This window comes from Nitriliruptor sp. (genome assembly GCF_040882075.1).
Classification (GTDB): domain Bacteria; phylum Actinomycetota; class Nitriliruptoria; order Nitriliruptorales; family Nitriliruptoraceae; genus Nitriliruptor.
On the sequence record NZ_JBBEBZ010000013.1, the window covers coordinates 20,389 to 46,712 of the forward strand.

Here is a 26,324-nt window from a genome sequence, read left to right on the forward strand (position 1 = left end):
GTCCGGGCTGGGCGCCCGAGCGCGTCGGCGGGCGTCACGAGCCGGGCGCTCGCGCTCAGGCGCGGCGGCAGCCGTGCACGCCGGGAGCCCGGGTCGCACCCGGCCGTACGATGCGCGGGTGCGTGCCCGCGGCACGTCCTCACGCCCGTCCTCCGGAGCTCACCAACGTGGCCTACGTCTCGCTGTACCGCCGTTACCGCCCCGCGACCTTCGGCGACATCGTCGGGCAGAAGCACGTGATCCAGACGTTGGTCCACGCGCTCGAGGAGGACCGCCTCCACCACGCCTACCTGTTCACCGGGCCGCGCGGGACGGGCAAGACCTCGACCGCGCGCATCCTGGCCAAGGCCATCAACTGCGAGGACGGGCCGACGCCCACACCGTGCGGGACCTGCGGGCAGTGCACCGCGATCACCGAGGGGTCGTCGGTCGACGTCATCGAGCTCGACATGGCCTCGCACGGCGGTGTCGACGACGCCCGCGAGCTGCGTGACCGCGCCCTGTTCGCCCCCGCGAGCGCGCGTCGCAAGGTGTACATCCTCGACGAGGTGCACATGGCGTCGGCGGCGGCGTTCAACGCGCTGCTCAAGCTCATCGAGGAACCGCCGGGGCACGTGATGTTCGCGATGGCGACCACCGACCCCCAGAAGGTCCTGCCGACCATCCTGTCGCGCGTCCAGCGGCTCGACCTGCGTCGCGTCGCCGCCGACGAGGTCGGCGACCACGTCCGCCGCGTCTGCGACGACGAGGGGTACGCGATCGAGGACGGCGCCGTCGAGGCGGTCGTGCGCGCCGGTGATGGCTCGGTCCGAGACACCCTGTCCGTGCTCGAGCAGGTCCTGGCGTACTCCGGCGCCGACACCGATCAGGCCCACGGTGGCGAGGTGACGGCGGAGTCGGTCGCCGCGGTCCTCGGCCACACCCCCCTCGAACGGGTCGTCGAGGCGGTCGACCTCCTCGGCGAGCGCGACCTCGCCGGGCTGCTCGGGCTCGTCCAGTCCCTGTCCGACGACGGCCACGACCTGCGTCGCTTCACCCTCGACCTCGTCCAGCACCTGCGTGACCTGCTGGTCCTGCAGGTCGCGCCGGACCGTCCCGACCTGGTCGACGCGACCGACGACCGCCGTCGCCGACTCCAGGCGCAGACGGCCGCGCTGCCGCAGGAGTCGCTGCTGCGCGCCGTCGCGACGTTCGCCGAGACCCTCGCCGAGCAGCGCCAGGGGTCGCCCCGGCTGCCGCTCGAGCTCGCCCTCGCGACGCTCGCGACCCCGGGCGCTGACGGGGACGTCGCCGAGCTCGCCGACCGCGTCGGACGCCTCGAAGCTGGAGGGCCGACCGCCCCGCGAGTGACCGTCCCGGCGGTCGCCGCCCCGGAGTCGCCCGCGGCCGCCTCCGAAGCTCCGGCTGCTGCCGCCCGTCCGGCGCCAGGGGACGCGCGGGCCGCCGCCCGCGCTGCGGCCGCTGCGGCCTCCTCCAAGAGGTCGGCTCCCGCCGAGCCGGTCCCCGGGTCGCCCGCTCCCGGGTCGCCCGCTCTTGGGTCGCCGGCTCCCGGGTCGCCCGCTCCCGGGTCGCCCGCTCCCGCCGTTGCTGCATCGGATCCCTCCGCGCCTGACCCGACCCCGACACCCTCGGAACCGGATGAGTCTGCGGAGGCGGCTGCCGAACCTGTGGTCCCCGAACCTGCGGTCCCCGAACCTGCGGTCCTTGAACCTGCGCCAGCCGAGCCGAGCGCCGTCACCGCTGAGGGAGCCACGATCGACGCTGCGCCGTCCGAGGATGCACCGGCCGACGGAACGTCGGACGCGGCCGACGAGGATCCGGATGCGCTCGTGCTCGCCCGGTGGGACTCGATCCTCGAGCTGGTCAAGCAGCGCTCGCGTCGCCACCACGCTGTCTTCGAACCCGCGACCCCGCTGCGCGTCCGCAACCGCATCCTGACGCTGCGCTACCCGAAGCGGTACGCGTCGTTCCACGCGGCGAACGCGACCAAGGGCGAGTTCAGCGAGTCGCTCGGTGACGCCGTCGAACGCTCGACGGGCCTGAAGGTCCGGGTCGACGTGGTCATCGAGGGCGACGATGATCGCCGTCGCCCGCAGCCACCGACGCTCACCCCCGCGGACGCCCGCACGCCGGTGATGGACGGCGAGCCGACCGCCGACGAGGTCGCCGACGTCCGCGAGGCCGAACACGTGGCGCCGACGGTCCCCGATGCCTCGGCGACCGATGCGCTGCTCGTCGAGGAACTCGGTGCCGAGCTCCTCGAGCACCGCCCGCCGCCCTCGGCCGACTGAGAGCCGTGCCGACCGACGCCAGAGGACTCCCGGTCCGCGCCACCGTCGTTCTCGGCGTGGTCACCATCGTCGGTTTCGGGGTCTGGTTCTACGGCTACGGGGTCCTGCTCGAACCGATCCGTACCGACACGGGTTGGCCCGAGGCGACCCTGTCGTCTGCCTACGGCCTGTCGCTGTTCGGGGCCGGCCTGCTGGCGACGCTGGCCGGCCGGCTGCTGCACCGCCACGGTTCGCGCCGGGTGTACGCCGTGGGCGCCGTCCTCGCGCTGGGCGCCTACCTCGTGGCTGCTGCCGCCGATGGCGGGTGGGTGTTCGCCGTGGCCGCGGTCGCCGCCGGCAGCGTGACCGGCGCGCTCGGGTACTACGCGGCGGTGCACACCGTCATCGCGCAGCTGGTCTCAGCCGATGCTCGCGCCGGTGCCATCACCACCAACACCCTGTGGGGCGCGTTCGCGAGCCCGATCTTCCTCCCGCTGGTCGCCTGGGTGGTGCTCGGGCTCGGGTGGCGCCCGACCCTGCGGTTGATCGGTGTCGTGGTCGCGCTCACGTTCCTCCTGGCGGCCGTTGCCGTCCCGGACGGCCGTGGCCCGGACGAGAGCCAGCCGCCGTTGCGTCGGGTGCTCGCCGCTGCCCGCCGTGACCGGACGGTGGTGGCGCTGCTGGCCACGACCTTCGCCAGCGGTGTCGTCACCTCGCTGCTGATCCTCTACCAGGTCCCGGTCATGATGGGGGCCGGGCTGACGCTCGCGCTGGCCTCGGGGCTCGCTGGCGCCAGGGGGTTCCTGCAGCTCGCCGGCCGGATCCCGATGCCCTGGCTCGTTCGCCGTCTCGGGTCGCGGACCACCCTTCGGCTGTCGCACCTCCTCGTCGGCGCGTCGTGTCTGGTCCTGCCGTTCGCCGGTGAGCTCGGGATGGCGGTCCTGTTCGCGGTCGTGGCTGGGGTCGGGATCGGTGCGCTCGTCCCGGCCGAGAGCATCTTCAGCGCGGACGCGCTCCCGGGCAGCTCGCTCGGGATCGTCCTCGGGCTGTCGTCGGTGACGAGGGGTGTCGGGGCCGCGATCGGACCCGTCGTCGGCGGGGCACTGACGACCCTCTCCGGGACCCGGACACCGGCGTTGCTCATCATCGCCGTCCTCGCGGTCATCGCGGCTGCCCTGGTGCCGATGGCCCGCCCCGAACGCGTGTCGACGAGCAGCTGACCTCACCGTTGTGGCCGCTCCGCATCCGTGGGCGCCGCGGGGCACCTCGGTACGCTCGTCGTTCGGCTCTGCCCGCTCCCACCTCGAGGTCCACGCGTGTACGAGGGTGCCGTCCAGGACCTCATCGACGAGCTCGGCCGGTTGCCCGGCATCGGGCCGAAGAGCGCGCAGCGGATCGCCTTTCACATCCTCCAGGTCGACCCGGCCGACGCACGCCGCCTCACTGCAGCGATCACCAAGGTCAAGGACACCGTCCGGTTCTGCGCCCGCTGCTGGAACGTCAGCGAGCAGGAGGAGTGCCGGATCTGTCGCGATCCCCGCCGCGACGCCAGCGTGCTGTGCGTCGTCGGCGAACCCCGCGACGTCGTGGCTATCGAACGCACCCGTGAGTACCGCGGGCGCTACCACGTGCTCGGTGGGGCCATCTCGCCCATCGACGGCATCGGGCCCGACGACCTCCACGTCGAGGAGCTCATCGGCCGGCTCGACGGCGAACCGGTGTCGGAGATCATCCTCGCCCTGAACCCGAACATCGAGGGTGAGGCGACCTCCTCGTACCTCTCCAGGCTGCTGAGCCCCCTCGGGATCCGGGTGACGCGCCTGGCGAGCGGGCTGCCCGTCGGTGGCGACCTCGACTACGCCGACGAGGTGACCCTCGGGCGAGCCTTCTCCGGCCGCCGCGACGTCGACTGAAGACACACCTCGTCCAGCGGCAGGCGTCCCGCCCCACTTGCAGTCTGGTGACTGCAACCGAACACGGCCGCCGGGTGGGCTGCCCCGGCGCTCGGCGCTCGGCGCTCGGCCCCGCTTGCAGTCTGGTGACTGCAACCGAACACGGCCGGATGGGTTCTCCACAGGTCCCGTCACGTCGTCGACGGGCGGAGCGGTCCTTACGAGATGCTCAGGACATGGCTCTCGACGATGTTGCACTGGCCCTGCTCCGCGCCCAGCTCGGGGTGATCGGCCGGCGTCAGCTGTTCTCGCTGGGCTACCGGCGAGCGCAGGTCGACGCCATGGTCCGGCGCGGCCAGCTCGAGTGGGCGGCCCGCGGCGTGTACCGACGAACCGGCACCCCTCGGACTCGCGCTCAGGACGCCATGGTCGCTCTACGTCGCTGTCACGGCGAGGCACGAGTCAGCGGGCCGCTGCTGCTCGCGCTCATCGGCTGCGAGGGCTACGAGGTCGAGGAGTGCGGGTTCACCGTGCTGGTGCCGCCCGGACGCCGGCTCGCGCCGGTGCCCTTCGACTGGCGGCCCGATCCGGCACCGCAGGAGAACAGCGCCACGATCGGGTCGCTCCCCTCGGTCACCCCGGTGCGCAACCTCCTCGAACTCGCGGTGGACCTCGAGGACGACGACGCCCTGGTGCTCGCGGCGGATCGGCTGCGCTGGCGGACCCGGCGAGGCGCTGCTGACCTGGCTCGGCTCGCGGCCGATCTACCCGACCACCCGGGCGTGCCACGTCTCGAACGGTTGGGCCTCCTCGATGCAGCCCGTCCGGAGTCGCCCGGTGAGCGGGACCTCGATGTGCTGTTCGCGGGCATCGGCTGCCCCGTGGAGTGGCAGGTGTGGGTCGCCCCCGACCTGCGGGTGGACGCCCTCCTCCGGGACTGCAGCATCGTCATCGAATCGGATGGTCCGACCCACGAGGACGAACGAGACCGCGCCCGCGACGCTGAGCGCGACCGCCGCCTCGAAGCGCTCGGCTACCTCGTCGTCCACGTCACGGCCGCGGATCGACGACACCCCGAGGAACTCCGTCGTCGTCTGCGACGCCTGCGCGCGGACCGACTCGAAGACCGCCGTTCCGCCTGATGGTCGGTGGCGCCCTCCGCCCGCTGCGCCTACCGGACCCGAGGTCGGCTCCGGTTGCAGTCTGGTGACTGCATCCGGGCGGGGGGCGAGCTGCTTCGCCCCCGAGACCGGGACCCGTCGCGCGGTTGCAGCCTGATGACTGCAACCGCGGGAGCCCTACGGGTCAGCCTCCAGCTCAACCATCCGGTCGACGGGACTCCCCGACCGGTCCCGCTCCGAGTCAGTCGGTGCGGACCGATTGCACCTCGCCGACCGGCAGGTCGACGGTCGAGGGCACGAGCTCCGCCGTGAAGGAGACGTCCAGCCCACCGCCCTGCCACCTGACCGTCCACACCGGCGTGACGGTGACGGTGTGGTCGCCCGCGTCGGTGTAGACGTGGGTGATGTCCCCGTCCGGGTAGGGGCCCCCGGAGGAGGGGTAGGTCTCGACCGTCCCGTCGCCCCAGTCGACGCGGTACTGCGCGGTCCCGTCGATGGTGACCTGGATCGGCAGGACGTCTCCGGTGATTCCATCGTTGAAGGTGGTCGGAGCGCCGACGTCGAGGTAGCTGCGCAGCCCCGTGATGGCACGACCTGGGTCGATGCTCGGCGCGGGCAGCGGCAGCTGCGAGACGATCATCTGCCGGACCATCGCCGGGTCGATCGCTGGTGCGCCAGCCTCCACCGTGCAGGCTTCCATCGTGGAACCGTCAGCTGTCAGCCGGTCGTACCACCGGAACCAGGCGTAGTTCGTCATCGTGGTGTGGTTGGCCGCCTGCTCCCCGGGCATCCATTCGTACACGATGCGGATGCAGGGCGTGCCGTCGTCCTCGTAGTCGGGGATGCGGTACTCGACACGCTCCCAGCCTGGCGGGGGCGTCCAGGAGACACCCTGCCCGTTGCCGTTGCCGTTCCCGGACTGTCCCGGCTCCGGGTCGAGGCACCTGCCGGTGAGGTTCCCGCGATCGTCGAACTCAGGGAGGTTGCACGTCTGCGCTGCTGCACCCGAGCTCGGCATGGTCAGCATCGCGGTCACCGCGATCACGCTCAGGGTCCGCCTCTTGCCCCGGCCTCTCCCTCGGTCTCTTCAGCGAAGTGGTCCATGGCGCATCGCGCCTCGAGATCAGCGAGGCTGTAGGTGTCCGTCGAACCGCTCAGGTCGATCAGCCACGGGGTCGGGTTCAAGCCCCCGGGTCACGCTGCCCCTGTTTGGGGACGAGCGCGGTCCTGCCCTCTGGCGTGGCTGCACCCTCTGGGTACTCGAACCGGACGATGACGCAGTCGGCCTGACCCACCTCGAGTTCCTGCACCTCCCAACGGAGCGCTGGCGCGTCCTCGAGGAACGCCAACTGCTCCGCGATCACCGTCTCGTCGCTCAGATTCGTTGCGTGGCGCGCGAAGGTGGTCGCCGCGACGTCGGGGGTCCGGGTGGCGCGGAGCGCGTCGATGAGGTCCTGCGGCGGCATGTCGTGCGGACCCGTGCGGTAGGCCTCGAGCAGTGGGTCTTCGGGGGCGTCGAGGATGGCGTCGACGACGGACTGGACGTAGGCGACGTCGATCTCGTCGGGGATGGCGTAGGGGTCCTCGGGCTCGGCCGACCGGCCGGAGGGTAGTCACGACGGACCCGGCGTCGGGACCGGTCGACGGGACGGTCGCGCCCCAGCCGCACGGGACCTCCCGAGCTGGCAGCTACCCTCGGGGCGACCGCCCCGGAGCTCGGGCGGTCGACCCGTGTCGGAGCGTCCCGCGTCCCGCCCCGCGGGTGCTCCCGACGACGTGGGTGGCGAGGCGGTCGCAGCCGTGAGCATCGTGGTGCAGAAGTACGGCGGGACGTCGGTCGGTGACACCGACCGCATGAAGCGCGTCGCGGACCGTGTGTCACGCACCCACCGCGACGGCAACCAGACCGTCGTCGTGGTCTCGGCCATGGGCAAGACCACCGACGATCTCGTCGCGATGGCGCAGCGGATCTCCGACGCCCCGCCGCAGCGCGAGCTCGACATCCTGCTCACCTCCGGCGAGCGCATCTCGATGTCGCTGCTGGCCATGGCGCTCGCCGAACGCGGCGTGCCCGCCAAGTCCTTCACCGGGTCGCAGGCCGGGATCATCACCGACGCGGTGCACGGCAAGGCGCGCATCCTCGAGATCACCCCGGGCCGCGTGCAGGAGGCTCTCGACGAGGGCAACGTGGTCATCGTCGCCGGTTTCCAGGGGGTGAGCCAGGACACCAAGGACATCACCACCCTCGGCCGGGGCGGCTCCGACACGACGGCCGTCGCGCTCGCCGCGGCACTCGGCGCCGACGTGTGCGAGATCTACACCGACGTCGACGGGGTCTTCACCGCCGACCCCCGTCTCGTGTCGTCAGCCCGCAAGCTCCGTTACCTCTCCTACGAGGAAGCGCTCGAGCTGACCGCGCACGGCGCCGGGGTCCTCCAGACCCGCTCGGTCGAGTTCGGTCGCAACCACGGCGTGCGGATCCACGTCCGTTCGTCGTTCAGTTACACGCCCGGCACGTGGGTCGGGCCGAAGGAGGAGTCCACCGTGGAGGACGCGATCATCTCAGGTGTCGCGCACGACACCTCCGAGGCCAAGGTCACCGTGACACAGGTGTCCGACCAGCCCGGCATCGCCGCCAAGCTGTTCTCGACGCTGGCCGACGCGAACATCAACATCGACATGATCGTCCAGAACGTCGCGGCGGACGGGCGCACGGACATCTCCTTCACCCTGCCACGAGGCGACACCAGCCAGGCCCGTGCCATCCTCGAGCCCTTCACCGAGAGCATCGGGGCCGCAGGGGTGATCGTCGACGAGGACGTCGCGAAGGTGTCGCTCGTCGGGGCCGGCATGAAGACCCACCCCGGGGTCGCTGCCAAGATGTTCAGCGCGCTGTCGGATGCCGGCGTCAACATCGAGATGATCTCGACCTCCACCATCCGTGTGTCGGTCGTCGTCGCCAAGGACCAGGTCGAGCCCGCGGTGAAGGCCGTCCACGAAGCGTTCGGGCTCTCCGAGGAGCTCGTCGTGACCGAGGAGGTGTCCTGATGGGTGCCAAGGTCGCCATCGTCGGGGCCACCGGCGCGGTCGGACGCGAGATGCGCCGCCTGCTCGCCGACCGTTCCTTCGATCTCGACGGCGAGCCGGTCTTCCTCGCCTCGGAACGATCCGCGGGGTCGAAGCTGCCCTGGCGGGACGGCGAGGTCGAGGTCCGCGCCGTCTCCGAGGACGCCTTCGCCGGCGTCGACATCGCGCTGTTCTCCGCCGGCGGTGCACGCTCGAAGCAGTGGGCACCCGTCGCCGCCGAGCAGGGCGCGGTCGTGATCGACAACAGCTCGGCGTTCCGCATGGACGACGAGGTGCCGCTGGTCGTGAGCGAGGTGAACCCGGACGCGGTTCGTACGCGTCCGAAGGGCATCATCGCGAACCCGAACTGCACCACGATGGTGCTGATGGTCGCGGCCAAGCCGTTGCACGACGCGTTCGGCCTCACCGACGTGGTCGCCACCAGCTACCAAGCTGCCGGTGGCGCCGGGCAGGGCGGGATCTCCGAGCTGCTCGAGCAGAGCGCCGAACTGATCGGCGACGAGGAACGTCTGCGCACCCGCGGGCTCGACGCCGAAGCGGCCGTGGAGGCGGAGACCTTCAGCAAGCCGATCGCGTTCAACGTCCTGGCGCACTGCGGCAACTTCACCGACGAGCGTTACACCGACGAGGAGTGGAAGCTCGTCAACGAGTCGCGCAAGATCCTCCACCTGCCCGCGCTGCGGATCTCGCCGACGTGCGTGCGCGTCCCGGTGGTGGTCGGTCACGGCATCGCCGCCCGGTTGACCTTCGCCGAGCCCGTCACCCGCGACGGCCTGCTCGAGGCCTTCGACGGCGCCCCGGGGCTGCTGGTCGAGGACGGCACCGGGCTCGACGGTGAACCGCTCGCCTACCCGACACCGCTCGGCTCGGCGGGACGCGACGAGGTGCTGGTGGGACGGATCCGTGAGGACCTCACCGACCCGCACAGCGCCAACATCTTCGTGGTCGGGGACAACCTGCTGAAGGGCGCCGCGCTCAACGCCGTGCAGATCGCCGAGCTCGTCGTCCGCGGCTGACCCTTCCCGGCGGATCCTGGCGCCTGGCAGCCAGGAACTGCCGACGGCGGGTCGTCGCCCGGCGGTTGGGGCCGCGGTTGCTGGCGCCTGAGAGCCAGGATCTGCCGAGGCTGAGGCCCCGCCTCGCCCCCGACCGGCCGAACGTCCCTCGAACCGCACGGGTGCGGCCGTACGGACGCCTCGGGCTCGGGACGACCTCATCCAGCTGCGTAGGGTCGAGTCGACGCCGCAGCGGGGCCAGCACCTCGTCGCGCCGTCGACCCTCGTCGTCGACGCTGGAGCTGCCCCGTGTCTGACCGCCTCGCTGCCATCCGTGCCAGCGTCCACCCCGTCGTCTTCCCGGCCTCGGCCGGGATCATCCTGGCGATCGTGGTCTTCACCATGGTCGCCACGGAGGCCGCAGGGTCGGCGTTCGCCGCCACCCAGGGGTTCATCCAGGACACCTTCGGGTGGTTCCTGATCGCGACCGTGGCGATCCTGCTCGGTGTCGCCATCTTCCTGGCCATCAGCTCCTACGGCCGGATCAAGCTCGGGCCCGACGACAGCACGCCCGACTACTCGACCGGCGCGTGGTTCGCGATGCTGTTCAGCGCCGGGATGGGCATCGGGCTGGTCTTCTGGGGGGTCGCCGAGCCGATCTACATGGCCGGTTCACCACCACGGGCGGAGGCCGGTACCCCCGAGGCGGCGCAGGAGGCGATGAACTTCGCCTTCCACCACTGGGGCTTCAGCCCGTGGGCCATCTACGCGATCATCGGGCTCGGCTTGGCCTACTTCGGGTTCCGCAAGGGCCTGCCGATGACGATCCGGTCGCTGTTCCACCCGTTGCTCGGCGACCGCATCAACGGCCCGATCGGTCACGCCATCGACGTGCTCGCGGTCGTGGCGACCATGTTCGGGATCGCCACCTCGCTCGGGCTCGGTGCGACCCAGGTCGCCGCAGGCCTCGAACGGGTCTTCGGCTGGGACGGTGGCGACGGCGGTCTGCTGCTGATCATCGGGGTGATCACCGCCTTCGCGACCATCTCGGTCGTGAGCGGTCTCGACAAGGGCATCAAGCGGCTGTCGCAGGTCAACATCGTGGCGGCGACGACCCTGGCGGTGATCGTGCTGCTGGTCGGGCCGACGGTCTTCCTGCTGTTCGCGTTCGTGGAGAACACCGGCAACTACATCCAGGGCATCTTCCGGACACTGGCCTTCACGGGCACCTACGCGGGTGAGGAGGCCGAAGCGTTCCTCGGGGACTGGACGATCTTCTACTGGGCGTGGTGGATCAGCTGGTCGCCGTTCGTCGGCATGTTCATCGCCCGCGTCTCCCGCGGCCGGACCATCCGCGAGTTCGTCCTCGGTGTCCTGCTGGCCCCGACCATCGCCTCGTTCGCGTGGTTCACCATCTTCGGCAACACCGCCCTCGGCCTCCCGGCGGTGATCGACGAGGTCACCGAAGCCGGCGAGGACGTCGCGATGTTCGCCCTCATCGAGAACCTCGGTCTGCCGGGCGGCGTGGTCACCGCGCTGTCGCTGCTGGTCATCTTCGTGGTCGTGGTGTTCTTCGTGACCTCGTCGGACTCCGGGTCGTTCGTCGTCGACATGCTCACATCCGGCGGGGACCTACACCCGGCCGTCGAGACCCGGGTGTTCTGGGCCATCACCGAGGGACTCGTCGCCGCGGCGCTGCTGCTGGCGGGCGAGGAAGCGTTGACCGGCCTGCAAGCCGGTGCCGTCTCGGCCGGCTTCCCGTTCGCGATCGTGCTGCTGCTGGCGACCTGGTCGTTGCTCAGAGGTCTGCGTCAGGAGCGAGGTGCGGCGCCAACTCGCCGGGCCCCCGCTCCCCCGCTGACGGTCGAGGACGCGGTCCGCCGTGAGCGCGCGCAGCGTGACTTGGAGCTGCGCCAGCAGGAGCTCGCGCAGCGCGAGCGTGAGCTCGACCTGCGAGAACGCGAGCTCGACCTGACCGAGGCGAAGGCGTCGACGGACGGCGGCGGCGCCGGGTTGAGGGACCGCACCTGATCCCGGATCACGGGACGGCGCTGGCCGGACGGCGACGCTTCAGCCGTGGACGCAGGTGCACGGCGACGCGTCGCACTTCGGGCACCCGTGTCCGTAGCGGCGGGCTGCCTCGGTGATGTCGACGTCGCACAGATCGGCCAGGGTCACGAGCCAGGCCAGGACGTCACCGAACTCCTCGACCTGCCGGCCGTGGCCCTCGCGCCGGATCGCACGGGACAGCTCGCCGACCTCCTCGACGAACCAGCCGAAGGTCGCGTCGACACCGCGGGCACGATCTGCCTCGCCGTAGGTGGCGCGGATGGTGGCCTGCAGCTCGGCGAGGTCCAACGCGAACGCTCCTGCTCGGGGACGACCCTCGGTGTGGTCGGGATGGCGGGATTCGAACCCACGACCTCCTCGTCCCGAACGAGGCGCGCTACCAAGCTGCGCCACATCCCGTCGTACGAGGGCGCCCCCGAACAGGAGCGGGCGGGAGCGTACACCTGCCCGTGAGGGGGTGCGAAACATCCCCCGAACGGCGCGCACGGGCGGGATGCGACGAGCCGATCGGCCGCGGGAACCGACGTTCGGCGCGTCCGGGACGCTGGTCCGGGCGTCAGCCGGTCAGCTCGATCAGCGTCGCTTCGGGGCGGCACGCGAACCGCACCGGCGCGTACGCCGAGTGGCCGAGCCCCGGTGAGACGTGCAGGAACCGACCGCGCCACCGGGACGCTCCGCGGGCCTGGTCGAGTGGGATGTCGCAGTTGGCGGTCAACGCACCGACCCCCGGCAGACGCACCTGCCCGCCGTGGGTGTGCCCGGCCAGCAGCACGTCGTGGCCAGCGTCGACGAGCCGGTCGAGCGCCGCCTGGTAGGGGGCGTGCACCAGGCCGAGCCGCAGCGTGGCATCGAGGTCGGTCGGCGCGACCTGGGTGGCCGGCGGCAGGACCTCGTCGGGGCTGCGGCCCCGACCGAAGGCGAGGTGGGGGTCGTCGATCCCGCCGACGGCCACGGTGCCCGCCGGCGTCGCCACCTCCGCGGTCGCGTCCACCAGGACCTGGTAGCCGTGATGCTCGAGCGCTCCGACGAACCGAGCGGTGTCGAGCCGCCGACCGTGGACCCGCCGCTCCGGTGCGGTGAAGTACGCCAGCGGGGACTTGGCCACCGGCCCGAAGCGGTCGTTCGACCCGAGCACGACGATGCCGGGTCGTCCGCCCGAGGTCAGCGGTGCCAGCGCCCTGGCGGTGGCGTCCTCGTGGTCGGCCCACCCGAGCAGGTCACCGGTGGCGATGACCAGGTCGTGGTCGAGGTCGGCGAGCGACGCCAGGAACCGCACCCGGTGGTCCTGCCAGGGGGCGAGGTGGGTGTCGGCGATGTGCAGGATCCGGAGGCGACCGGGGTGGCGCAGCGCCCGCTCGAAGCGGCGGTGACGGACCCGGTACCAACGCGGCTCGACGAGCGTCGCGTAGGCAGCCGTCGCGGCACCCGCACCGATCGCGCTGGCAGCGAGGCGGCCGATCACGGATCCCGGTCCGACGGCGGGCCGCCACCGCGCCCGCCTCCTCCGTCGGAGCCGCCCTGCCCGTCGGCGCCTCCGTCACCACCGTCGCCGCCGTCACCACCGCCGTCACCACCGTCGCCGTCACCGCCACCCGGCGGAACGGTCGGGGTGGTCGGGGCCGGCTCCGGCGTGGTCGACTCGATCCCGACCTCGACGACGACGATGGAGACGTCCGGGTCGTAGGGGACGAGGGCCGACCCCGCGCCCGGCGACTGGCGGAGGACACGCCCCACCGACCCGGCGTCGTTCACCTCGACGTCGACGCGGCGGACCCCGTAACCCGCGCCGGTCAGCACGCCGGTGGCGTCGGCGAGCGTCATCCCCACCACCGATGGGACCGTCGGTGGTGTGCCCTCACCGTTGGAGATCTCGAGGATGATCTGGGTACCGAGCGGGGCACGGGCCCCGCTCCCTGGACGCTGCTCCACGAAGGTGCCGGCGGGGCGGTGATCGTCGACCTCGGCGGTGCGCAACCGGAAGCCCGCGGCCATCGCGATCCGCTCCGCCTCGGCGACCGAACCGGCGCGCAGGACGTTCGGGACGGATCCCGTCGGGAGCGGACCGGGGTCGGGGAAGCCCTCGGGATCGAAGCGCTGGACGGCCTGACGCATGTACTGCGCCCACATCGGGGCGGGGATGGTGGATCCGAACACGCGCGCCCGCTGCTGACCGGCGATGCGGACGTTCTCGAGCGTCTGTGCCGTCGGCTCGGGGCAGACCCACACCTCGCCGCTCTGGAAGGTCGCGCCCTCGCCGGAACCGCAGACCGCACGCGCGGCGTCCTCGGTCTCGAACGACAGCGTCCCGTTGTCGTACCCGATCCAGGCCGCCGTCGCGAGCTGCTTGATGTAGCCGACGAACCAGGCGTCGACGTAGCTGTTGGTGGTCCCGGTCTTGCCGCGCGTCGGCCACCGGCCGAGGTTCGCGCCGGGGGCGGTCCCGCCTGGCTGGACCGAGCCGACCATGATGTCGACGACGCGATCGACGACCTCGGTGTCGATGACCTGGGTGCAGTCGGGCTGGTGCTCCCAGATGACCCGCCCCTCGGCGTCCTCGATGCGGGTGATCGGGAAGGGGGCGCAGTGGACGCCGCGGTTGGCGAACGTCGCGTACGCGGACGCCATCTCGAGCGGGGTCGTCGGCCCCGTGCCGAGCGCGAGCGAGCAGCCGGGCACGTGGTCGGTGGTGTCGATGCCGAACCGGCCGGCCACGTCGAGGAGCTTGTCGGGACCGATGTCGGCGATCAGCAGGGCGTGGTAGACGTTCGAGGACTGCTTGACCGCCTCGTACATGTCGAGCACGCCGTTGCCGCCCGAGTTCCTGACGGTGTAGGGCCGACCCTGGTTCGCGCAGCCCTCGATGTCCTGCGGTCCGGTCGCGTCGACCGTCAGCGCGGGCGAGACACCGTCCTCGAGCGCGGCCGCGATGAGCAGCGGCTTCATCGCCGACCCCGGCTGGCGGCCCTCCGGCGCACCCTGGTCCGCGCCCGGGTTGGTCGGGACGGCCGGGTTGACCTTGGTCCGGTCGCACAGCAGTTCGCCACGGGGGCCGGTGCCGACCCAGCTGCCGTCCTCGCTGCAGCTGCCGTACGCCCGCGGGCCGACGGCCATGGCCACGATCGCGCCGGTCGACGGCTCGATCGAGACGATGGCCCCCGACGGTTCGCGGGCGATCTCCTCGGCGGGCTCGTCCTCGTAGCTGAGGTGGTCGCGGAGCGAGGCCTCGGCCGCGGCCTGGAGCTCGGGTTCGAGGGTCGTGTGGATCCGCAACCCCGACTGGAAGACCGTGCGGCGACGTTCCTCGAAGGACGACCCCATCGCGTCGAGCGCGTCGGTCTGGCTGCCGAGGGCACGGGCGACGTCGTCGTTGGTCAGCAGCCGCGACACCCACTCGACCCAGTACGGGTTCTCCGGCGGAGGTGGCTCGGAGATGGTCGGCTCGAGCGGGGCGTCGATCGCCGCGCGGGCCTGGGCGTCGCTGACGAAGCCGTGGACGGCCATCTGGCGGAGCACGATGTCGCGCCGGTTGCGGGCGTTGTCCGGGTCCGCGATCGGGTTGTTGCGCTCGGGGCTGCGCAGGATCCCTGCGAGGGTCGCGGCTTCACCGAGGCTCAGCTCGCCGACCGGCTTGGAGAAGTACCGCTGCGCTGCCGTGCCGATGCCGTAGACACCCGAGCCGTAGTAGGACCGGTTGAGGTAGCGCTCGAGGATCTCGTCCTTGGGGAGCTGCTCCTCGAGCTCGACGGCGTAGATGCCCTCCTGGATCTTGCGCGCGAAGGTCTGCTCCGGGCTGAGGAACGCGAGCTTGACGTACTGCTGGGTGATGGTGGACGCGCCCGACTCGATGCCGCCGGACCGGAGGTTGGTGAGGGCGGCCCGGACGATCGCGGTGTGGTTGACACCGTTGTGGGTGTAGAAGTCGGCGTCCTCGGTGGCGAGCACGGCGTTGACCGCGTCCGGGGGGATCTGCTCCAAGGTGACCGGGACGCGGTTCTCCTCGAAGGTCAGCTCCGCGAGCTCGTCGCCGTCAGCGGCGTAGACGTAGGAGTTCTGCGGCGGCGTGTCCGCCTCGCCGAGCGGTGGCAGGTCGAGCACGTCCCGCTCGAAGCTGGTCAGCACGTCCGACGCGGCGAGGGCGGCGGGCAGCACCAGTACGCCGAGCAGGACACCGACCCCGGCCGCGACCGCGAGCACCAGGCTCAAACGGGCGACGATGGGGCCGTAGCGTCCGGACGGTGCCGCGGCGGTCACGACGGGGGTGCTCCTCGGACGGGACGGTGGCGCCGTCGCGCGGTGTGCCGCTTCGGCCGCGACGTTGGCGAGCCCGGAGGGTACCGACGGACGGTGTCCGTGGTCGTCCGAGCGTGCGCCGAGGTCGGCGGCGCGTCCCAGCCGTCGGGAGGCCCCGGCCGGGCACGCCGCGGCACCTCGATCCGGGCCTTGTGACTAGTCGCCTCGGCGGATCAAGACCCCCCATCGGAGCTATGGAGCATCGGCTCGACGGTCCGTAGCGTCCACATGTGGGCCGTGCGGTCTCGACCGTTGGGACGCGGCCGCACGTGGGAGGAGGGGTCGTGGAGGACCAGGACTGGGCGGATCAGGCCCGCTGTCGAGGGGTCGACCCGGAGCTGTTCTTCGCCCGTGGCCTCCACGAGGCGCGCCCGGCTCTCAAGGTCTGCGCCCGCTGTCCGGTCAAGGACCAGTGCCTCACCTACGCCATCAGCCACGACATCGATCACGGTGTCTGGGGCGGTCTGACCGAGCGCCAGCGTCGTGCCTTCGCGCGCCGCAGCGCGTTGGCGCGCGTCAGCTAGTCGCCACCCGCATCGCGCTGGGCACGGCGGCTACAGGTATCCGGACGCGTTCGGTGCCGACGGTTCGGGATCGACCTGGGGAGGTTCCACGCCCCGTTGCACGTCGTCGGGCGCGTCCGCGAAGGTCCGGCCACCGAAGCGGTCCCGGATCGGGTGATCGAGCCGAGCGGCGGTCGTCGCGACGGCCGCGACGGCGCTCTGCAGCTCCGGGCCATCGAGCGTCGTGCCGAGCAGGGTGTGGCGCAGCCACACCGCGCGGTTGCCGGTGTCGTAGCTGAAGGCGCCGAACCCGAGCGTGTGGTTGGTGACGAGCAGGAAGGTCGCGAGTTCGGGGCTCAGGTCGAGCTCGAGGTTGGTCACCGAGAACACGCCCACCTGCGGGCCGATCGGCGACCCGTTGACGGTCACGAAGATGCGTGCGCCCTCGTGGGTGAAGGTGTAGTTGCCGAAGGTGTCGACCTCGTAGCCGCCGAGGATCGCCCGCAGCAGCGCGCCCACGTGGGTCCGCAGGTCCTCGGGATCGAGGAAGACCCCGGTGCGGCGGGGTGGTCGGGGAGGGGTCGACGCCTGCGCGACGGCCGCGAGTGCGGATGAGACGTGTGGTTCGTCCCCGTCCTCCTCGTCCGCGCTGTCGGCCGTGGTAGCCGAGGCGTCGTCACCCGCGCCGGCGGCCTCCGTCGGGTCGCCAGGGGCCACGCCAGGGAGGTCTCCGAGCTCCTGGTCGGTGGCGGTCCCGTCCCCGTCCCCGTCCTGGTCCGTGTCGTGTCCCGCGTCTGACTCGCTCACCTGGTGCTCCCCGTCGTCAGGGTGGTCGCGATGGCGCTGAGGCCATCGAGGTCGTGCACGTCGTCCCCGAGCAGCGGCACGTGGACGACCGGGTCGACCCGGAGCCCGTACCGGGCGGCGTCGACGTCGCGGCGCTGCCGGGCGGCCAGGCCGCGGACGTCGCCGAGCAGGAACAGCGCCCCGGCGACCCCGCGGCCGAGGTCGTCGTCCGGTTGTGCCTCGGCGGCGCGGGCGAGCGCGGCATCGGAGGGATCGCGCGGGACCTCGGGGCGGACCCGGTTGACCACGAGCCCCGCCGCGTTGAGGCCCTCCTGCTCGAGCCGTTCGAGGAAGAACCTCGCCTCGCGCAGCGGCGGCGGCTCGGGCGAGGTCACCACGACGAACCGGGAGGAGGGCTGCTGCAGGAGGACGAGCACCTGCGCCGCTCGCTCCTTGAACCCGTCGTACATGCCTTCGAAGTTGCGGAAGAAGTCGGCGAGGTCCTCGAGCAGGTCCATGCCGGTGACCTTGCCGGCCACGCGGATGAACGCCGTCGCGCCGAACCCGATGGCCTTGCCGACGCCGCGACCCGCAGCCACCGACGGCTTGAGCAGCAGGCGCAGCAGCTTGCCGTCGAGGAACGAGGTCATGCGCTTCGGGGCGTCGAGGAAGTCGAGCGCGCTGCGGGTCGGCGGGGTGTCGACCACCAGCAGGTCCCACTCGCCGGTCTCGTGGAGCTCGTGGAGCCGCTCCATCGCCATGTACTCCTGGGTGCCCGACAGGGTCGACGACAGGGTCCGGTAGATGCGGTTGGACTTGATCGCGCGGGCGTTGGCGGGCGAGGTCGCGTGGGTGTCGATGAGCCGGTCGAAGGTGGTCTGCATGTCCAGCATCATCGCGTGCAGTTCACCCGTCACCTCGTCGGGCAGCGGGACCCGAGCGGGGGTGTCGTCGAGCCCGTCGAGCCCCATCGCCTGCGCGAGGCGGCGGGCCGGGTCGATGGTCAGCACCAGCACCCGGCGACCCTGCCGCGCCGCGGCGACGCCGAGCGCAGCCGCGGTCGTGGTCTTGCCGACCCCGCCGGCGCCGGTCGTGACCAGCACGTGCGCGTCGCGGATCGAGTCCTCGAGGCCGTGGGTCTTCCCGGGGCCCACCCGTCCGTCGGTCTTCTCGGGGCCCACCCGTCCGTCGGTCTTCCCGGGGCCCACCCGTCCGGGGCTCACGCGTGACCTCCACGGTCGGCGTCGAGGTCGACGATGCCGTCGAGAAGGTCGGCCGCGCGGGGGCCAGGTTCGCCGACCTGCACCGCGAGGGTGTCGGCGAGCACCTCGATGTCGCGCAGGTCGAAGCTCGCCCCGGTGAGCAGGGGCAGGTTCAGGACACCGTGCCCGGTGCGGGTCTCGAGCTCGCCCCGGAGCCGTCGCTGCATGTCGACCCGGGAGTGGTGCTCGGTGGCGACCTGCAGCGCCAGCTCCGCCGTGCGGCCGGACATCGTCGCCCCGACTTCCTCGGCGCGACGCTGCAGTCCCTCGGCGCCGAGCGCGACCAACGCCGTGGTCGCGGCGTCGTCGAGCCGTGGACGGACCACCTGGTTGGCGACGATCGGTCCGACGGCGACGCCGGCGGCGGTCAGGGCGGCGACAGCCTCGACCGTCTCCTGGACCGGCATCTCCTCGAGCAGGGTGACGATGATCGCCTGGACCCGGCGGGGGTTCTGCAGCATGTCGCGGATCTGGCCCGCCTGTCGCTTGATCGGTCCGACCCGCACGATCTCGGTGACACCCTCCGGTGCCTCGAGGAACGGCACGATCCGGCCGGTCGGTGGGGCGTCGACCACGATGAGGTCGTACTGGCGGCGGCCGTCCTCGCGCCGGCGCGCCTCGATCTCGTAGATCTTGCCGATGAGCAGGAGGTCACGCAGGCCGGGGGCGGCGGTCGTGACGAAATCGAGCGCGTTCGAGCGTTCCATCAGCCACTGGACGCGCTTGAGGCCGTAGAACATCTCGAGGTACTCGTAGACCGAGTCCGCCGGGTCGAGCGCCGCACCCCAGAGACCGGACCGGAACTCGCGCTCGGCGTAGTCCCAGGGGTGGGTGCCGAAGGTGCGGTGGAACCCTTGACGCCCCTCGACCTCGACCAGGAGCGTCCGTCGTCCGGAGGACGCTGCGGCGAGCGCGAGCGAGGCGGCGACGGTGGTCTTCCCGACGCCGCCCTTCCCGGTGACGATCACCACGTTGGCTGGGAGGAGGCCATCGAAGCCGTCGGGTAGCGGTGGAGGCATAGACCGCGAGCCTACTCAGGCGGGGACCGGGACCCCGGCCGTCCGCCGGTACCCTCCGCGCCCATGAGCTCCCTCGCACCGGCGCTCCGCCGGACCCTCCTCCTCGTCGTGCTCGCCGGGCTGCTGCTCGGCCTCACGGCCACGCTCGCGACGGCGCAGACCGAGGGCCAGGACGGGGCCGGTGGGCTGCCGACCACCGAAGCCAAGTCCGCCGACCGGCTGGTCGAGATCCTGCCCCTCGACGGCTTCCTCGACCCCCCGACCTCCGCGCAGATCCTCGAGGTCCTCGAGCTGGCTGCCGACGAGGGGTCGGTCCTGGTGGTGCTGCAGCTCGACGCGGGTGGCGGCGTCTCGGTCGACACCGACGAGCTGCTCGCCGCCATCCAGGACTCCCCGGTCCCGGTCGCCGTCCTGGTCGGCCCGCTCGGGTCGGCGCCCCGCGCGGCCGGAGCCGCCGGGTTGCTGTGGCTGGCCGCCGACGTCCGTGCGGTCGCTCTCGACGCGACCGTGGGGCCGCTGACGCCCGCCGACCTCACCGACGAGGCCGACGCCTACCCGGTCCGGGACCGCGCTGACGAGCTGGCCCCGGATGCCGGCGCCGACCTCGACGCCCTCCTCACGCGGATGGTCCCCGCCGAGGAGCTCGAGTCGCTCGGCCTCTCCGACCTCACCGTCGCCGGGCTCGACTCGCTCCTGCTGGAACTCGACGGCACCGAGGTGGGCGGCCAGGTGCTGACCATCCAGGGCGACGAGGTGGGTGTCCGCTTCCACTCGCTCGGCCTGCTGCGTCGCCTGCTGCACGCAGCGACCACCGCACCCTTCATCTACCTGCTTCTCACCGTCGGCCTCGGCATGCTGCTGTTCGAGGTCTTCCAACCCGGCTTCGGCGTCGCCGGGCTGGCCGGGCTCATCACCACCGCCATCGGCGCCTTCGGGCTGACGGTGCTTCCCGTGACCTGGTGGGCGGTCGCGCTCGTGGTGCTCGGCCTGCTGCTGTACGCGGTCGATACGGCCGTCGCCGGCTTCGGACCGGTGACGCTGGCCGCGACCGTCGCCTTCGTCGTCGGCTCGCTCAACTTCTACGACGCCGAGGTGCTGGCGTTGCCGGTGTGGCTGGTGATCGCGACCACCGTCACCGTCTTCGCGTTCTTCGTCCTCGTCATGACCTCGATCCTGCGTGCCCAGGCCGGTCCCGAGGGCGTGACCGTCGACGACCTGGTGGGCAAGGTCGGGATCGTGCGCTCGGTGCTCAACCCGGAGGGGCACGTCTACCTCGACGGCGCCCTCTGGCGGGCCCGCTGGACCGGTGACGCGAAGCGCGCCAAGGTCGGCACGCCGGTGCGCGTCCACGCCGTCGATGGCCCCGTGGTGCTGGTCGAAGCGTTCGATCCTGAGCGTGTGGAGACGGCCCCGACCGGCGCCAGCGGTCCCGCCAGCGCCTGATCCCTCGCCGCCTGGCCCTCGTCGGCTCGAGCGGCGACCTCTGGTGCTTGCGGTGGTGAGCGGGTGAGTAACGACCGCGAGCGGTCTGGGTCTAGTCAACCCCTACCACCCGGACGTAGTGTCCCCGTCGGCGCGTCGGCCAGCACCGAGGGGGATGGGCGTTGCGTGAGCGGAACGAGATGATGGACCGGATCGCCGAGCTGGTGGCGGCCCGGGCGGAGGATGCGTGGGAGCGCGGCGCGCGCTGCCGAACCGAGGACCCGGTGCTCTTCTTCGGGCCCAACCGGTTCGAGCCCAAGCGGGAGCGTCTCGCCCGCGAAGCCCGGGCCAAGGCCGTCTGCGCCGGTTGCCCCGCGCTCGAGGCCTGCCGCGAGCACGCCATCGCCGAGGGCGAGCTGTACGGCGTGTGGGGCGGGCTCGGCGAGGCGGACCGGCGGACGCTGGTCGCTCGCGAGCAGCGGCCCATGCCGCGCAGCGCCTGACGGCGTAGGTTCGCGGCCCGCGGTCATCTCCGGCCGCGCCAGGTCGACGAGCCGAGGTGCCCCGTGACGCGCTGGGAGTACGCCACCGCCCCCCTGATCAGCCACGCCCTCCAACAGATCCTGAACCAGTGGGGCGGCGACGGGTGGGAGCTGGTCTGCGTGGTCGACAACGTCGCCTACTTCAAGCGTCCGCTCGCGGACTGAGCGGCGGTATCCGCCCGTCCGACCCACCAGGGGCGGACGCCGATCTCGCAAGAAGCAAGGAGCGCGCCGTGGGAGCTGCCGACCGCCTGTCCGAGCTCGGGCTGACGTTGCCCGACCCGCCCGCGCCCGCCGCGGCCTACCAGCCGTGGGCCACGGTCGGTGATCTCGTGCTGACGGCCGGGCAGCTGCCGTTGGTCGACGGTGCGCTGCCAGCGACCGGCCGGTGCGGTGACCAGGTCACCACCGAGCAGGCGGCGGACCTCGCCCGCAGCGCCGCCATCAACGTCCTGGCGGTCGCGCGGGCAGCTGCCGGGGGCGCCGACGCGGACCTCGACCGGGTCCGCGTGGTCAAGCTCACCGTGTTCGTGGCCTCGACACCGGACTTCACCGAACAGCACCTCGTCGCCAACGGCGCATCGACGCTGGTCGCCGAGGTGCTCGGCGATGCCGGGGTGCACGCCCGGTCCGCGGTCGGTGTCGCCTCGCTGCCGCTCGACAGCCCCGTCGAGGTGGAGGCGATCCTCCACCTCGCCTGACGCGATCTCGAGACAGGAGCCGGGCGTGCCCGAGCAGCCGGACCCGGACCACGCCCGTCCCGACGGCACCGACGACGCTACGGTCGAGGCGGTGGGCAAGGTCAGCGAGGCGTTCGAGTGGATGATCCGCGCCCGCGGGGCCCTCTACACCTTCCACCAGCAGATGGGTCGCGCCGACCTCGTCCTCGGCGAGGGCGTGCAGCAGCTGCGTGCGGCAGGGCACACCGAGCTGGCCGACCGCCTGTCCACCGAGTGGGTCGGGCGCAACGCCCTCCCCGACCGCTGGACCTTCGAGATCGTCGAGGCTTTCGACGACACCTACTGGCGGGTCGCGGTCGAGCTCGAACGCGAGGTCCGTGACGCGCTGCTCGGCGGCCGGCGCCACGTGCACGAGTCGCAGATGAAGGCCAGTCGGCGCGACGGCAGCGACGAGGGCTCCCTGCCCGGCCCCACCGACGACGTTGAGGACACCCCCGGTCAGGCCGGCCCCGCCCCCGTCTGAGGGTCCGCGTCCGAGGGAACCCGCGTCCGCGCCTGTTCTCTGGGCGGGTGGCCGGTCCGAGGTCGGCGCTGGTCCGAGGGAACCCGCGTCCGCGCCTGTTCTCTGGGCGGGTGGCCGGTCCGAGGTCGGCGCTGGTCCGAGGGAACCCGCGTCCGCGCCTGTTCTCTGGGCGGGTGGCCGGTCCGAGGTCGGCGGTGGGCCGAGGGAACCCGCGTCCGCGCGTGTTCTCTAGGCCGGAGAGGTGGGGCGGCGGTCGGTGAGGGTGCGGAGTTGGCCGTCGAAGTCGGTGACGCGCGTGCGGTCGAGGTGCTCGAGGAGCGGGATCGCGTAGCGGCGGGTGGTTCCCCACGCGTCCTTGGCCTGGGCCGCGGCGAACGCTCCCGTGGCGGCCTCGAGGTCCTCGAGCAGGTCGACGGCTCGCGTGACCGCGTCGGCGGCGAACGCCACCTTGCCGGCGCGGACGATCGCACCTGCCTGGACCAGGCGGTTCACCCCGCGGTGATCGATCCCGAGCGCCTTGGCCGTGGCGGTGAGGTCCGGCGGCGAGAACGGTTCGGCGCGCAGGGCCGCCAGCAGCTGCTCGTCGAGGGCCGACCGGGTGTCGGTCACCTCGGCGCCGGCGACGGCGAACCCGGTCGGGGTCCGGACGAGCTGACCGTCGGTGACCAACCGGTCGGGGAGCTCGGCCGCGACGTCGGGCGGTGCGCCAGCTGCGGCGGCCGCAACGGTCAGCCGTTCGCGGGTCGTGCTGTCCCCACCCGCGGCCGCGACGACGGTTTCGGTCCAGCCGAGCCACACCGACTCGAGCACGGCGTGGCCACCCACCGCGAGGATGCCGGCCGGTCGAGGCCCGCCGGTTGGCACGCCCGCGGCCGCGAGGGCCGCGGTCCCCGGGAGCACACCACCGTGCAGCTCGAGCAGCGCGGCGAGGCGCCCGGCGGGTCCCTCCGCTGCCGCGATGCGTCCGAGCGCCAGCACCTGCGCTTCCCGCGCCGCACGCCCGCGCGGTGGCGGCCCCGGATCGGGGTCGACGACCTGCCCGCCTGCGGTCGTCTCGCGGCGGCCCGATTCGCGGAGCACCAGCCGGTCGCCGGCGACCAGCGGCAGGGGTGCGTCCAGCAGCAGGCGCACCGCCCCCACGTTGGCCAGGTACGTCGGACCGTCGTCCGCTCCAGCATCCTTCGCGAGCGCGGTGGTGCTCCAGGCACCACCTCGGCCGGTCCGTTCGCCGACGATCGGGTCGGTCAGCGGCAGCACCCGTGCCGGGACCGACGCCGACCCGGCGTGGACGACCCACGCGCCGGCCCGGTCCACGGTCCGTCCTGGCAAGGCCCGGACCACGGCGTTCAGGCGGGTCGTCGACCGCCACGGTCCACCACCGACGACCGCGTCGCCGCGTGAGATGCCGTCACGGTCGATGCCGACGAGGTTCAGGGCCACCCGGGTCCCAGGCGCCGCGATCTCGACGTCGCGGCCGAGGGTCTGGATGCCCCGGACCCGCACGTCGTGGTCTCCCGGGAACACCCGGAGCGCGTCGCCCGCCCGGACGACGCCGCCAGCGAGCGTGCCGGTCACGACCGTGCCGGCGCCGCGGACGGGGAACACCCGGTCGACCCACAGCCGCGGACGCCCGTGGTCGGTGGGAGCTGGCCGGAGGGCGAACCGGTCGGCGAGCACCCGCTCGAGCTCGTCGATCCCGACGCGGTCGGGGGCGGCGGTGCGGACCACCGGTGCGCCCTCGAGGCTGGTACCGGCGAGGCGCCCGGTCACGTCGGCGACCACCTCGTCGGTCCGCTCGGCCGGGACCGTGTCGGTCTTGGTGACCGCGACCGCCAGACCGTGGACACCGAGCAGGTCGAGGACCTCGACGTGTTCCTCGGTCTGCGCCGACCAGCCGTCGTCCGCGGCGACCACCAGGAGCGCGGCGGGCGCCGGCCCGGCGCCGGCGAGCATCGTCCCGATGAAGCGCTCGTGCCCTGGCACGTCGACGAACGCTGCGGTCTGGCGGGTGCCGTCCGGGCTCGGCGGCAGCTCGCACCACGCGAAGCCGAGCTCGATCGTCAGGCCGCGGCGCTGTTCCTCAGCGAGCCGGTCGGGATCGGTGCCCGTGAGGGCGCGGACCAGGGTGGACTTGCCGTGGTCGACGTGCCCGGCGGTGACGAGGACGCGCTGCCCGGTCAGACGTCCTCCGAGCCCGCGCGGTGAGGCGAGGTCGGATCGGGGGCCGGCACCGCTGGCACCCCGCCGCGGTCAGCCTCGGCCCGGGCGGCGGCGCTGCGGGCGGCGACCGTGCGGGCGATGGCCACGAGCTCGACCAGCTGCCCGTCGCCGCTCGGCGGCACCGTTCGCAGGTCCAGCAGCAACCGGCCCTCGCTGATCCGTCCGAGGACCGGCGGATCGCCCGCACGGAGCGCCGCGGCGAGCGCTTCCGCGGAAGCGGTCGGACCACAGGCTTCTTCCGCGGAAGAAGTGCCTCCTTCTCCCTCCGCGGACCCCCGACCCTCTTCCGCGGAAGAACCCCCGCCGATCGCGACCGCCCACGACGGCAGCTCCTTGGTGGGCAGCGATCCGCCACCCACGCGACCGGTCGTCGCGACGGCCTCGGCGTCCGGGCCGCAGGCCGCTGCGACGCGGAGCGCCCGCTCCCGCAGCACCTCGACGTCGGCGTGGAGCATCGCCACGGCCGGGAGCTCGTGCGGGACGGGGTCACGGAGGTGGGTCGCCAGCGTCACCTCGAGGGCGGCGCGCTGCATGGCGTCGATCCGCAGCGCGCGTGCCAGGGGGTGGGCTCGGCAAGCCGTGACGAGGTCGGCGCGCCCGGCGATGATCCCTGCCTGCGGGCCGCCGAGCAGCTTGTCGCCAGAGATGACCACGAGGTCGGCGCCGGCCGCGACGGAGGCAGCGACCGACGGCTCGCCCGCCAGCGGCGACCCGTGCGGCGGGTCCACCAGCAGGCCTGAACCGAGGTCGTGGACGACCGGCACGTCGACCTCGCGGCCGAGGTCGACCAGGTCGGGCAGCGACGCGTCCTCGGTGAAGCCGACGATGTCGAAGTTGGACCGGTGCACCTTCAGCAGCAGGCCGGTGTCGGGGCCGACGGCTCGGCGGTGGTCGGCCAGCCGCGTCCGGTTCGTGGTCCCCACCTCGACGAGCTCGACGCCGGCTGCCTCCATCACGTCGGGCAGCCGGTAGGACCCGCCGATCTCGACCAGCTCGCCGCGGGAGACGATGACCTCGCGGCCGCCGGCCAACGCCGCCAGGACCAGCAGCAGGGCACCAGCGCCGTTGTTCACGACCGTCGCCGCTTCGGTGCCGCACGCCGCCGCGGCCAGCTCCCCCACGTGGGCCGTGCGCGATCCGCGCTCACCGGTGTCGAGGTCGAGCTCGACCGAGCTGTAGCCCGCGGCGGCGATGGCCGCGTCGCGGGCCGCGGCCGACAGCGGGGCACGCCCGAGGTTGGTGTGGAGCACCACCCCGGTGGCGTTGACGACGGCGACCAGCTTCCCGGCACGGCCCGCCCGCACCCGTCCGGCGGCGGCGTCCGCCACCTCGGCGAGCGTCGGGGCCGTACCGCCCGGCGACAGCGTCGACCGTCGCTCGTCGAGTTCGGCGCGGACCGCGCCCGTCACCGGGCCGTGGCCGACCGACGTCACGAGGTCGCCGAGAACGCGGACCACCGCGTCGACCTGCGGCAGGTCGGCGCGGGGATCGGGAACGGAGCGCAGGTCGGTCACGTGCAACCTTCGGGCCTCGGGCGGACCGTCAGTCGAGCACAGTGCGGCCAGCAGGCCCACCCCGGCCCACCGACGCGGATGCAGTCTGATGACGGCAAGTGGTGGGCGTTCGCCGGGCGACGGCTCGG

At 72.6% G+C, this 26,324-nt stretch carries 23 protein-coding genes and 1 tRNA gene; 13 read left to right on the plus strand and 11 right to left on the minus strand.

Going from position 1 to position 26,324, the window contains the following annotated elements:
* Positions 1-167 precede the first annotated feature (167 nt).
* The 4 genes from dnaX to WEB03_RS00930 all read left to right on the plus strand — a co-directional run bounded on the left by dnaX (position 168) and on the right by WEB03_RS00930 (position 5,304).
* Complete coding sequence (dnaX, locus tag WEB03_RS00915) at positions 168-2,291, plus strand: DNA polymerase III subunit gamma/tau (RefSeq protein ID WP_368069093.1); 2,124 nt, start codon at positions 168-170, stop codon at positions 2,289-2,291.
* A 5-nt stretch (positions 2,292-2,296) separates the two neighbouring features.
* Positions 2,297-3,490: an MFS transporter gene (locus WEB03_RS00920; protein WP_368069094.1), complete on the plus strand. Its 1,194-nt coding sequence runs from the start codon at positions 2,297-2,299 to the stop codon at positions 3,488-3,490.
* Between the two features lie 96 nt (positions 3,491-3,586).
* Positions 3,587-4,183, plus strand: a complete 597-nt coding sequence (gene recR / locus WEB03_RS00925; RefSeq protein ID WP_368069095.1) for a recombination mediator RecR — start codon at positions 3,587-3,589, stop codon at positions 4,181-4,183.
* Between the two features lie 215 nt (positions 4,184-4,398).
* Entirely contained in the window at positions 4,399-5,304 is a 906-nt protein-coding gene (locus WEB03_RS00930) for a type IV toxin-antitoxin system AbiEi family antitoxin domain-containing protein (protein WP_368069096.1), read from the plus strand.
* Between the two features lie 220 nt (positions 5,305-5,524).
* Here the strand turns inward: WEB03_RS00930 and WEB03_RS00935 are convergent, their stop codons facing one another.
* Positions 5,525-6,328, minus strand: coding sequence for a hypothetical protein (locus WEB03_RS00935; protein ID WP_368069097.1), 804 nt, complete (start codon positions 6,326-6,328; stop codon positions 5,525-5,527).
* A gap of 136 nt (positions 6,329-6,464) precedes the next feature.
* Complete coding sequence (locus WEB03_RS00940) at positions 6,465-6,749, minus strand: hypothetical protein (RefSeq protein ID WP_368069098.1); 285 nt, start codon at positions 6,747-6,749, stop codon at positions 6,465-6,467.
* Positions 6,750-7,083: 334 nt separating this feature from the next.
* Between WEB03_RS00940 and WEB03_RS00945 the strand changes: the two genes are divergently transcribed.
* The 3 genes from WEB03_RS00945 to WEB03_RS00955 all read left to right on the plus strand — a co-directional run bounded on the left by WEB03_RS00945 (position 7,084) and on the right by WEB03_RS00955 (position 11,396).
* Entirely contained in the window at positions 7,084-8,331 is a 1,248-nt protein-coding gene (locus WEB03_RS00945) for an aspartate kinase (RefSeq protein ID WP_368069114.1), read from the plus strand.
* On the plus strand, positions 8,331-9,386 hold the full coding sequence (locus WEB03_RS00950; protein ID WP_368069099.1) for an aspartate-semialdehyde dehydrogenase: 1,056 nt from the start codon (positions 8,331-8,333) through the stop codon (positions 9,384-9,386). The genes WEB03_RS00945 and WEB03_RS00950 overlap by 1 nt, the downstream gene beginning before the upstream one ends.
* A gap of 288 nt (positions 9,387-9,674) precedes the next feature.
* Positions 9,675-11,396: a BCCT family transporter gene (locus WEB03_RS00955; protein ID WP_368069100.1), complete on the plus strand. Its 1,722-nt coding sequence runs from the start codon at positions 9,675-9,677 to the stop codon at positions 11,394-11,396.
* 39 nt (positions 11,397-11,435) lie between these two features.
* Here WEB03_RS00955 and WEB03_RS00960 read toward each other — a convergent pair whose 3' ends face one another.
* The 4 genes from WEB03_RS00960 to WEB03_RS00975 all read right to left on the minus strand — a co-directional run bounded on the left by WEB03_RS00960 (position 11,436) and on the right by WEB03_RS00975 (position 15,686).
* The gene (locus WEB03_RS00960) at positions 11,436-11,723 is read right to left on the minus strand and encodes a MazG nucleotide pyrophosphohydrolase domain-containing protein (protein ID WP_368069101.1); all 288 of its coding nucleotides are present in this window, start codon (positions 11,721-11,723) and stop codon (positions 11,436-11,438) included.
* 34 nt (positions 11,724-11,757) lie between these two features.
* Positions 11,758-11,834: transfer RNA gene (locus tag WEB03_RS00965), tRNA-Pro, on the minus strand.
* A 157-nt stretch (positions 11,835-11,991) separates the two neighbouring features.
* Positions 11,992-12,897: a metallophosphoesterase gene (locus WEB03_RS00970; RefSeq protein WP_368069102.1), complete on the minus strand. Its 906-nt coding sequence runs from the start codon at positions 12,895-12,897 to the stop codon at positions 11,992-11,994.
* Positions 12,894-15,686, minus strand: coding sequence for a transglycosylase domain-containing protein (locus WEB03_RS00975; protein ID WP_368069103.1), 2,793 nt, complete (start codon positions 15,684-15,686; stop codon positions 12,894-12,896). The genes WEB03_RS00970 and WEB03_RS00975 overlap by 4 nt, the downstream gene beginning before the upstream one ends.
* Before the next feature lie 323 nt (positions 15,687-16,009).
* On the opposite strand from WEB03_RS00975, the gene WEB03_RS00980 reads away from it, so the two are divergent.
* Positions 16,010-16,249, plus strand: a complete 240-nt coding sequence (locus WEB03_RS00980) for a WhiB family transcriptional regulator (protein WP_368069104.1) — start codon at positions 16,010-16,012, stop codon at positions 16,247-16,249.
* 30 nt (positions 16,250-16,279) lie between these two features.
* On the opposite strand, the gene WEB03_RS00985 is transcribed toward WEB03_RS00980, so the two are convergent.
* Genes WEB03_RS00985 through WEB03_RS00995 form a run of 3 tightly spaced genes read right to left on the minus strand, consistent with a single transcriptional unit; the run spans position 16,280 to position 19,295 of the window.
* Positions 16,280-17,035 carry a hypothetical protein gene (locus tag WEB03_RS00985; RefSeq protein WP_368069105.1) on the minus strand — a complete coding sequence of 252 codons (756 nt, stop codon included), beginning with the start codon at positions 17,033-17,035 and terminating at the stop codon, positions 16,280-16,282.
* Positions 17,032-18,237 (minus strand): ArsA family ATPase, encoded by a 1,206-nt coding sequence (locus WEB03_RS00990; RefSeq protein WP_368069106.1) that lies wholly within the window; start codon positions 18,235-18,237, stop codon positions 17,032-17,034. Before WEB03_RS00990 ends, WEB03_RS00985 begins: the two co-directional genes overlap by 4 nt.
* On the minus strand, positions 18,234-19,295 hold the full coding sequence (locus tag WEB03_RS00995) for an ArsA family ATPase (RefSeq protein WP_368069107.1): 1,062 nt from the start codon (positions 19,293-19,295) through the stop codon (positions 18,234-18,236). The genes WEB03_RS00990 and WEB03_RS00995 overlap by 4 nt, the downstream gene beginning before the upstream one ends.
* 63 nt (positions 19,296-19,358) lie before the next feature.
* On the opposite strand from WEB03_RS00995, the gene WEB03_RS01000 reads away from it, so the two are divergent.
* The 5 genes from WEB03_RS01000 (at position 19,359) to WEB03_RS01020 (ending at position 22,462) form a co-directional block, all read left to right on the plus strand.
* The gene (locus WEB03_RS01000; RefSeq protein WP_368069108.1) at positions 19,359-20,738 is read left to right on the plus strand and encodes a nodulation protein NfeD; all 1,380 of its coding nucleotides are present in this window, start codon (positions 19,359-19,361) and stop codon (positions 20,736-20,738) included.
* A gap of 161 nt (positions 20,739-20,899) precedes the next feature.
* Positions 20,900-21,220, plus strand: coding sequence for a WhiB family transcriptional regulator (locus WEB03_RS01005; protein WP_368069109.1), 321 nt, complete (start codon positions 20,900-20,902; stop codon positions 21,218-21,220).
* 63 nt (positions 21,221-21,283) lie between these two features.
* Positions 21,284-21,424, plus strand: coding sequence for a hypothetical protein (locus WEB03_RS01010; RefSeq protein ID WP_368069110.1), 141 nt, complete (start codon positions 21,284-21,286; stop codon positions 21,422-21,424).
* A gap of 68 nt (positions 21,425-21,492) precedes the next feature.
* A complete protein-coding gene (locus WEB03_RS01015) occupies positions 21,493-21,960 on the plus strand; it encodes a RidA family protein (protein ID WP_368069111.1) in 468 nt (155 codons plus the stop codon).
* A gap of 25 nt (positions 21,961-21,985) precedes the next feature.
* Positions 21,986-22,462, plus strand: a complete 477-nt coding sequence (locus tag WEB03_RS01020) for a hypothetical protein (RefSeq protein ID WP_368069112.1) — start codon at positions 21,986-21,988, stop codon at positions 22,460-22,462.
* A 228-nt stretch (positions 22,463-22,690) separates the two neighbouring features.
* Here the strand turns inward: WEB03_RS01020 and selB are convergent, their stop codons facing one another.
* Both selB and selA read right to left on the minus strand, forming a co-directional pair.
* The gene (gene selB, locus WEB03_RS01025; protein WP_368069115.1) at positions 22,691-24,643 is read right to left on the minus strand and encodes a selenocysteine-specific translation elongation factor; all 1,953 of its coding nucleotides are present in this window, start codon (positions 24,641-24,643) and stop codon (positions 22,691-22,693) included.
* The gene (gene selA / locus WEB03_RS01030) at positions 24,640-26,196 is read right to left on the minus strand and encodes an L-seryl-tRNA(Sec) selenium transferase (protein ID WP_368069113.1); all 1,557 of its coding nucleotides are present in this window, start codon (positions 26,194-26,196) and stop codon (positions 24,640-24,642) included. Before selA ends, selB begins: the two co-directional genes overlap by 4 nt.
* Positions 26,197-26,324: the final 128 nt, after the last annotated feature.

Excerpts from the sequence above, each read along its gene's own strand:
- WEB03_RS00930 (WP_368069096.1), top strand. The coding sequence starts at position 4,399 with ATGGCTCTCGACGATGTTGCACTGGCCCTGCTCCGCGCCCAGCTCGGG.
- WEB03_RS00995 (WP_368069107.1), bottom strand. The coding sequence starts at position 19,295 with ATGCCTCCACCGCTACCCGACGGCTTCGATGGCCTCCTCCCAGCCAAC.
- WEB03_RS00950 (WP_368069099.1), top strand. The coding sequence starts at position 8,331 with ATGGGTGCCAAGGTCGCCATCGTCGGGGCCACCGGCGCGGTCGGACGC.
- WEB03_RS01000 (WP_368069108.1), top strand. The coding sequence starts at position 19,359 with ATGAGCTCCCTCGCACCGGCGCTCCGCCGGACCCTCCTCCTCGTCGTG.
- WEB03_RS00940 (WP_368069098.1), bottom strand. The coding sequence starts at position 6,749 with ATGCCGCCGCAGGACCTCATCGACGCGCTCCGCGCCACCCGGACCCCC.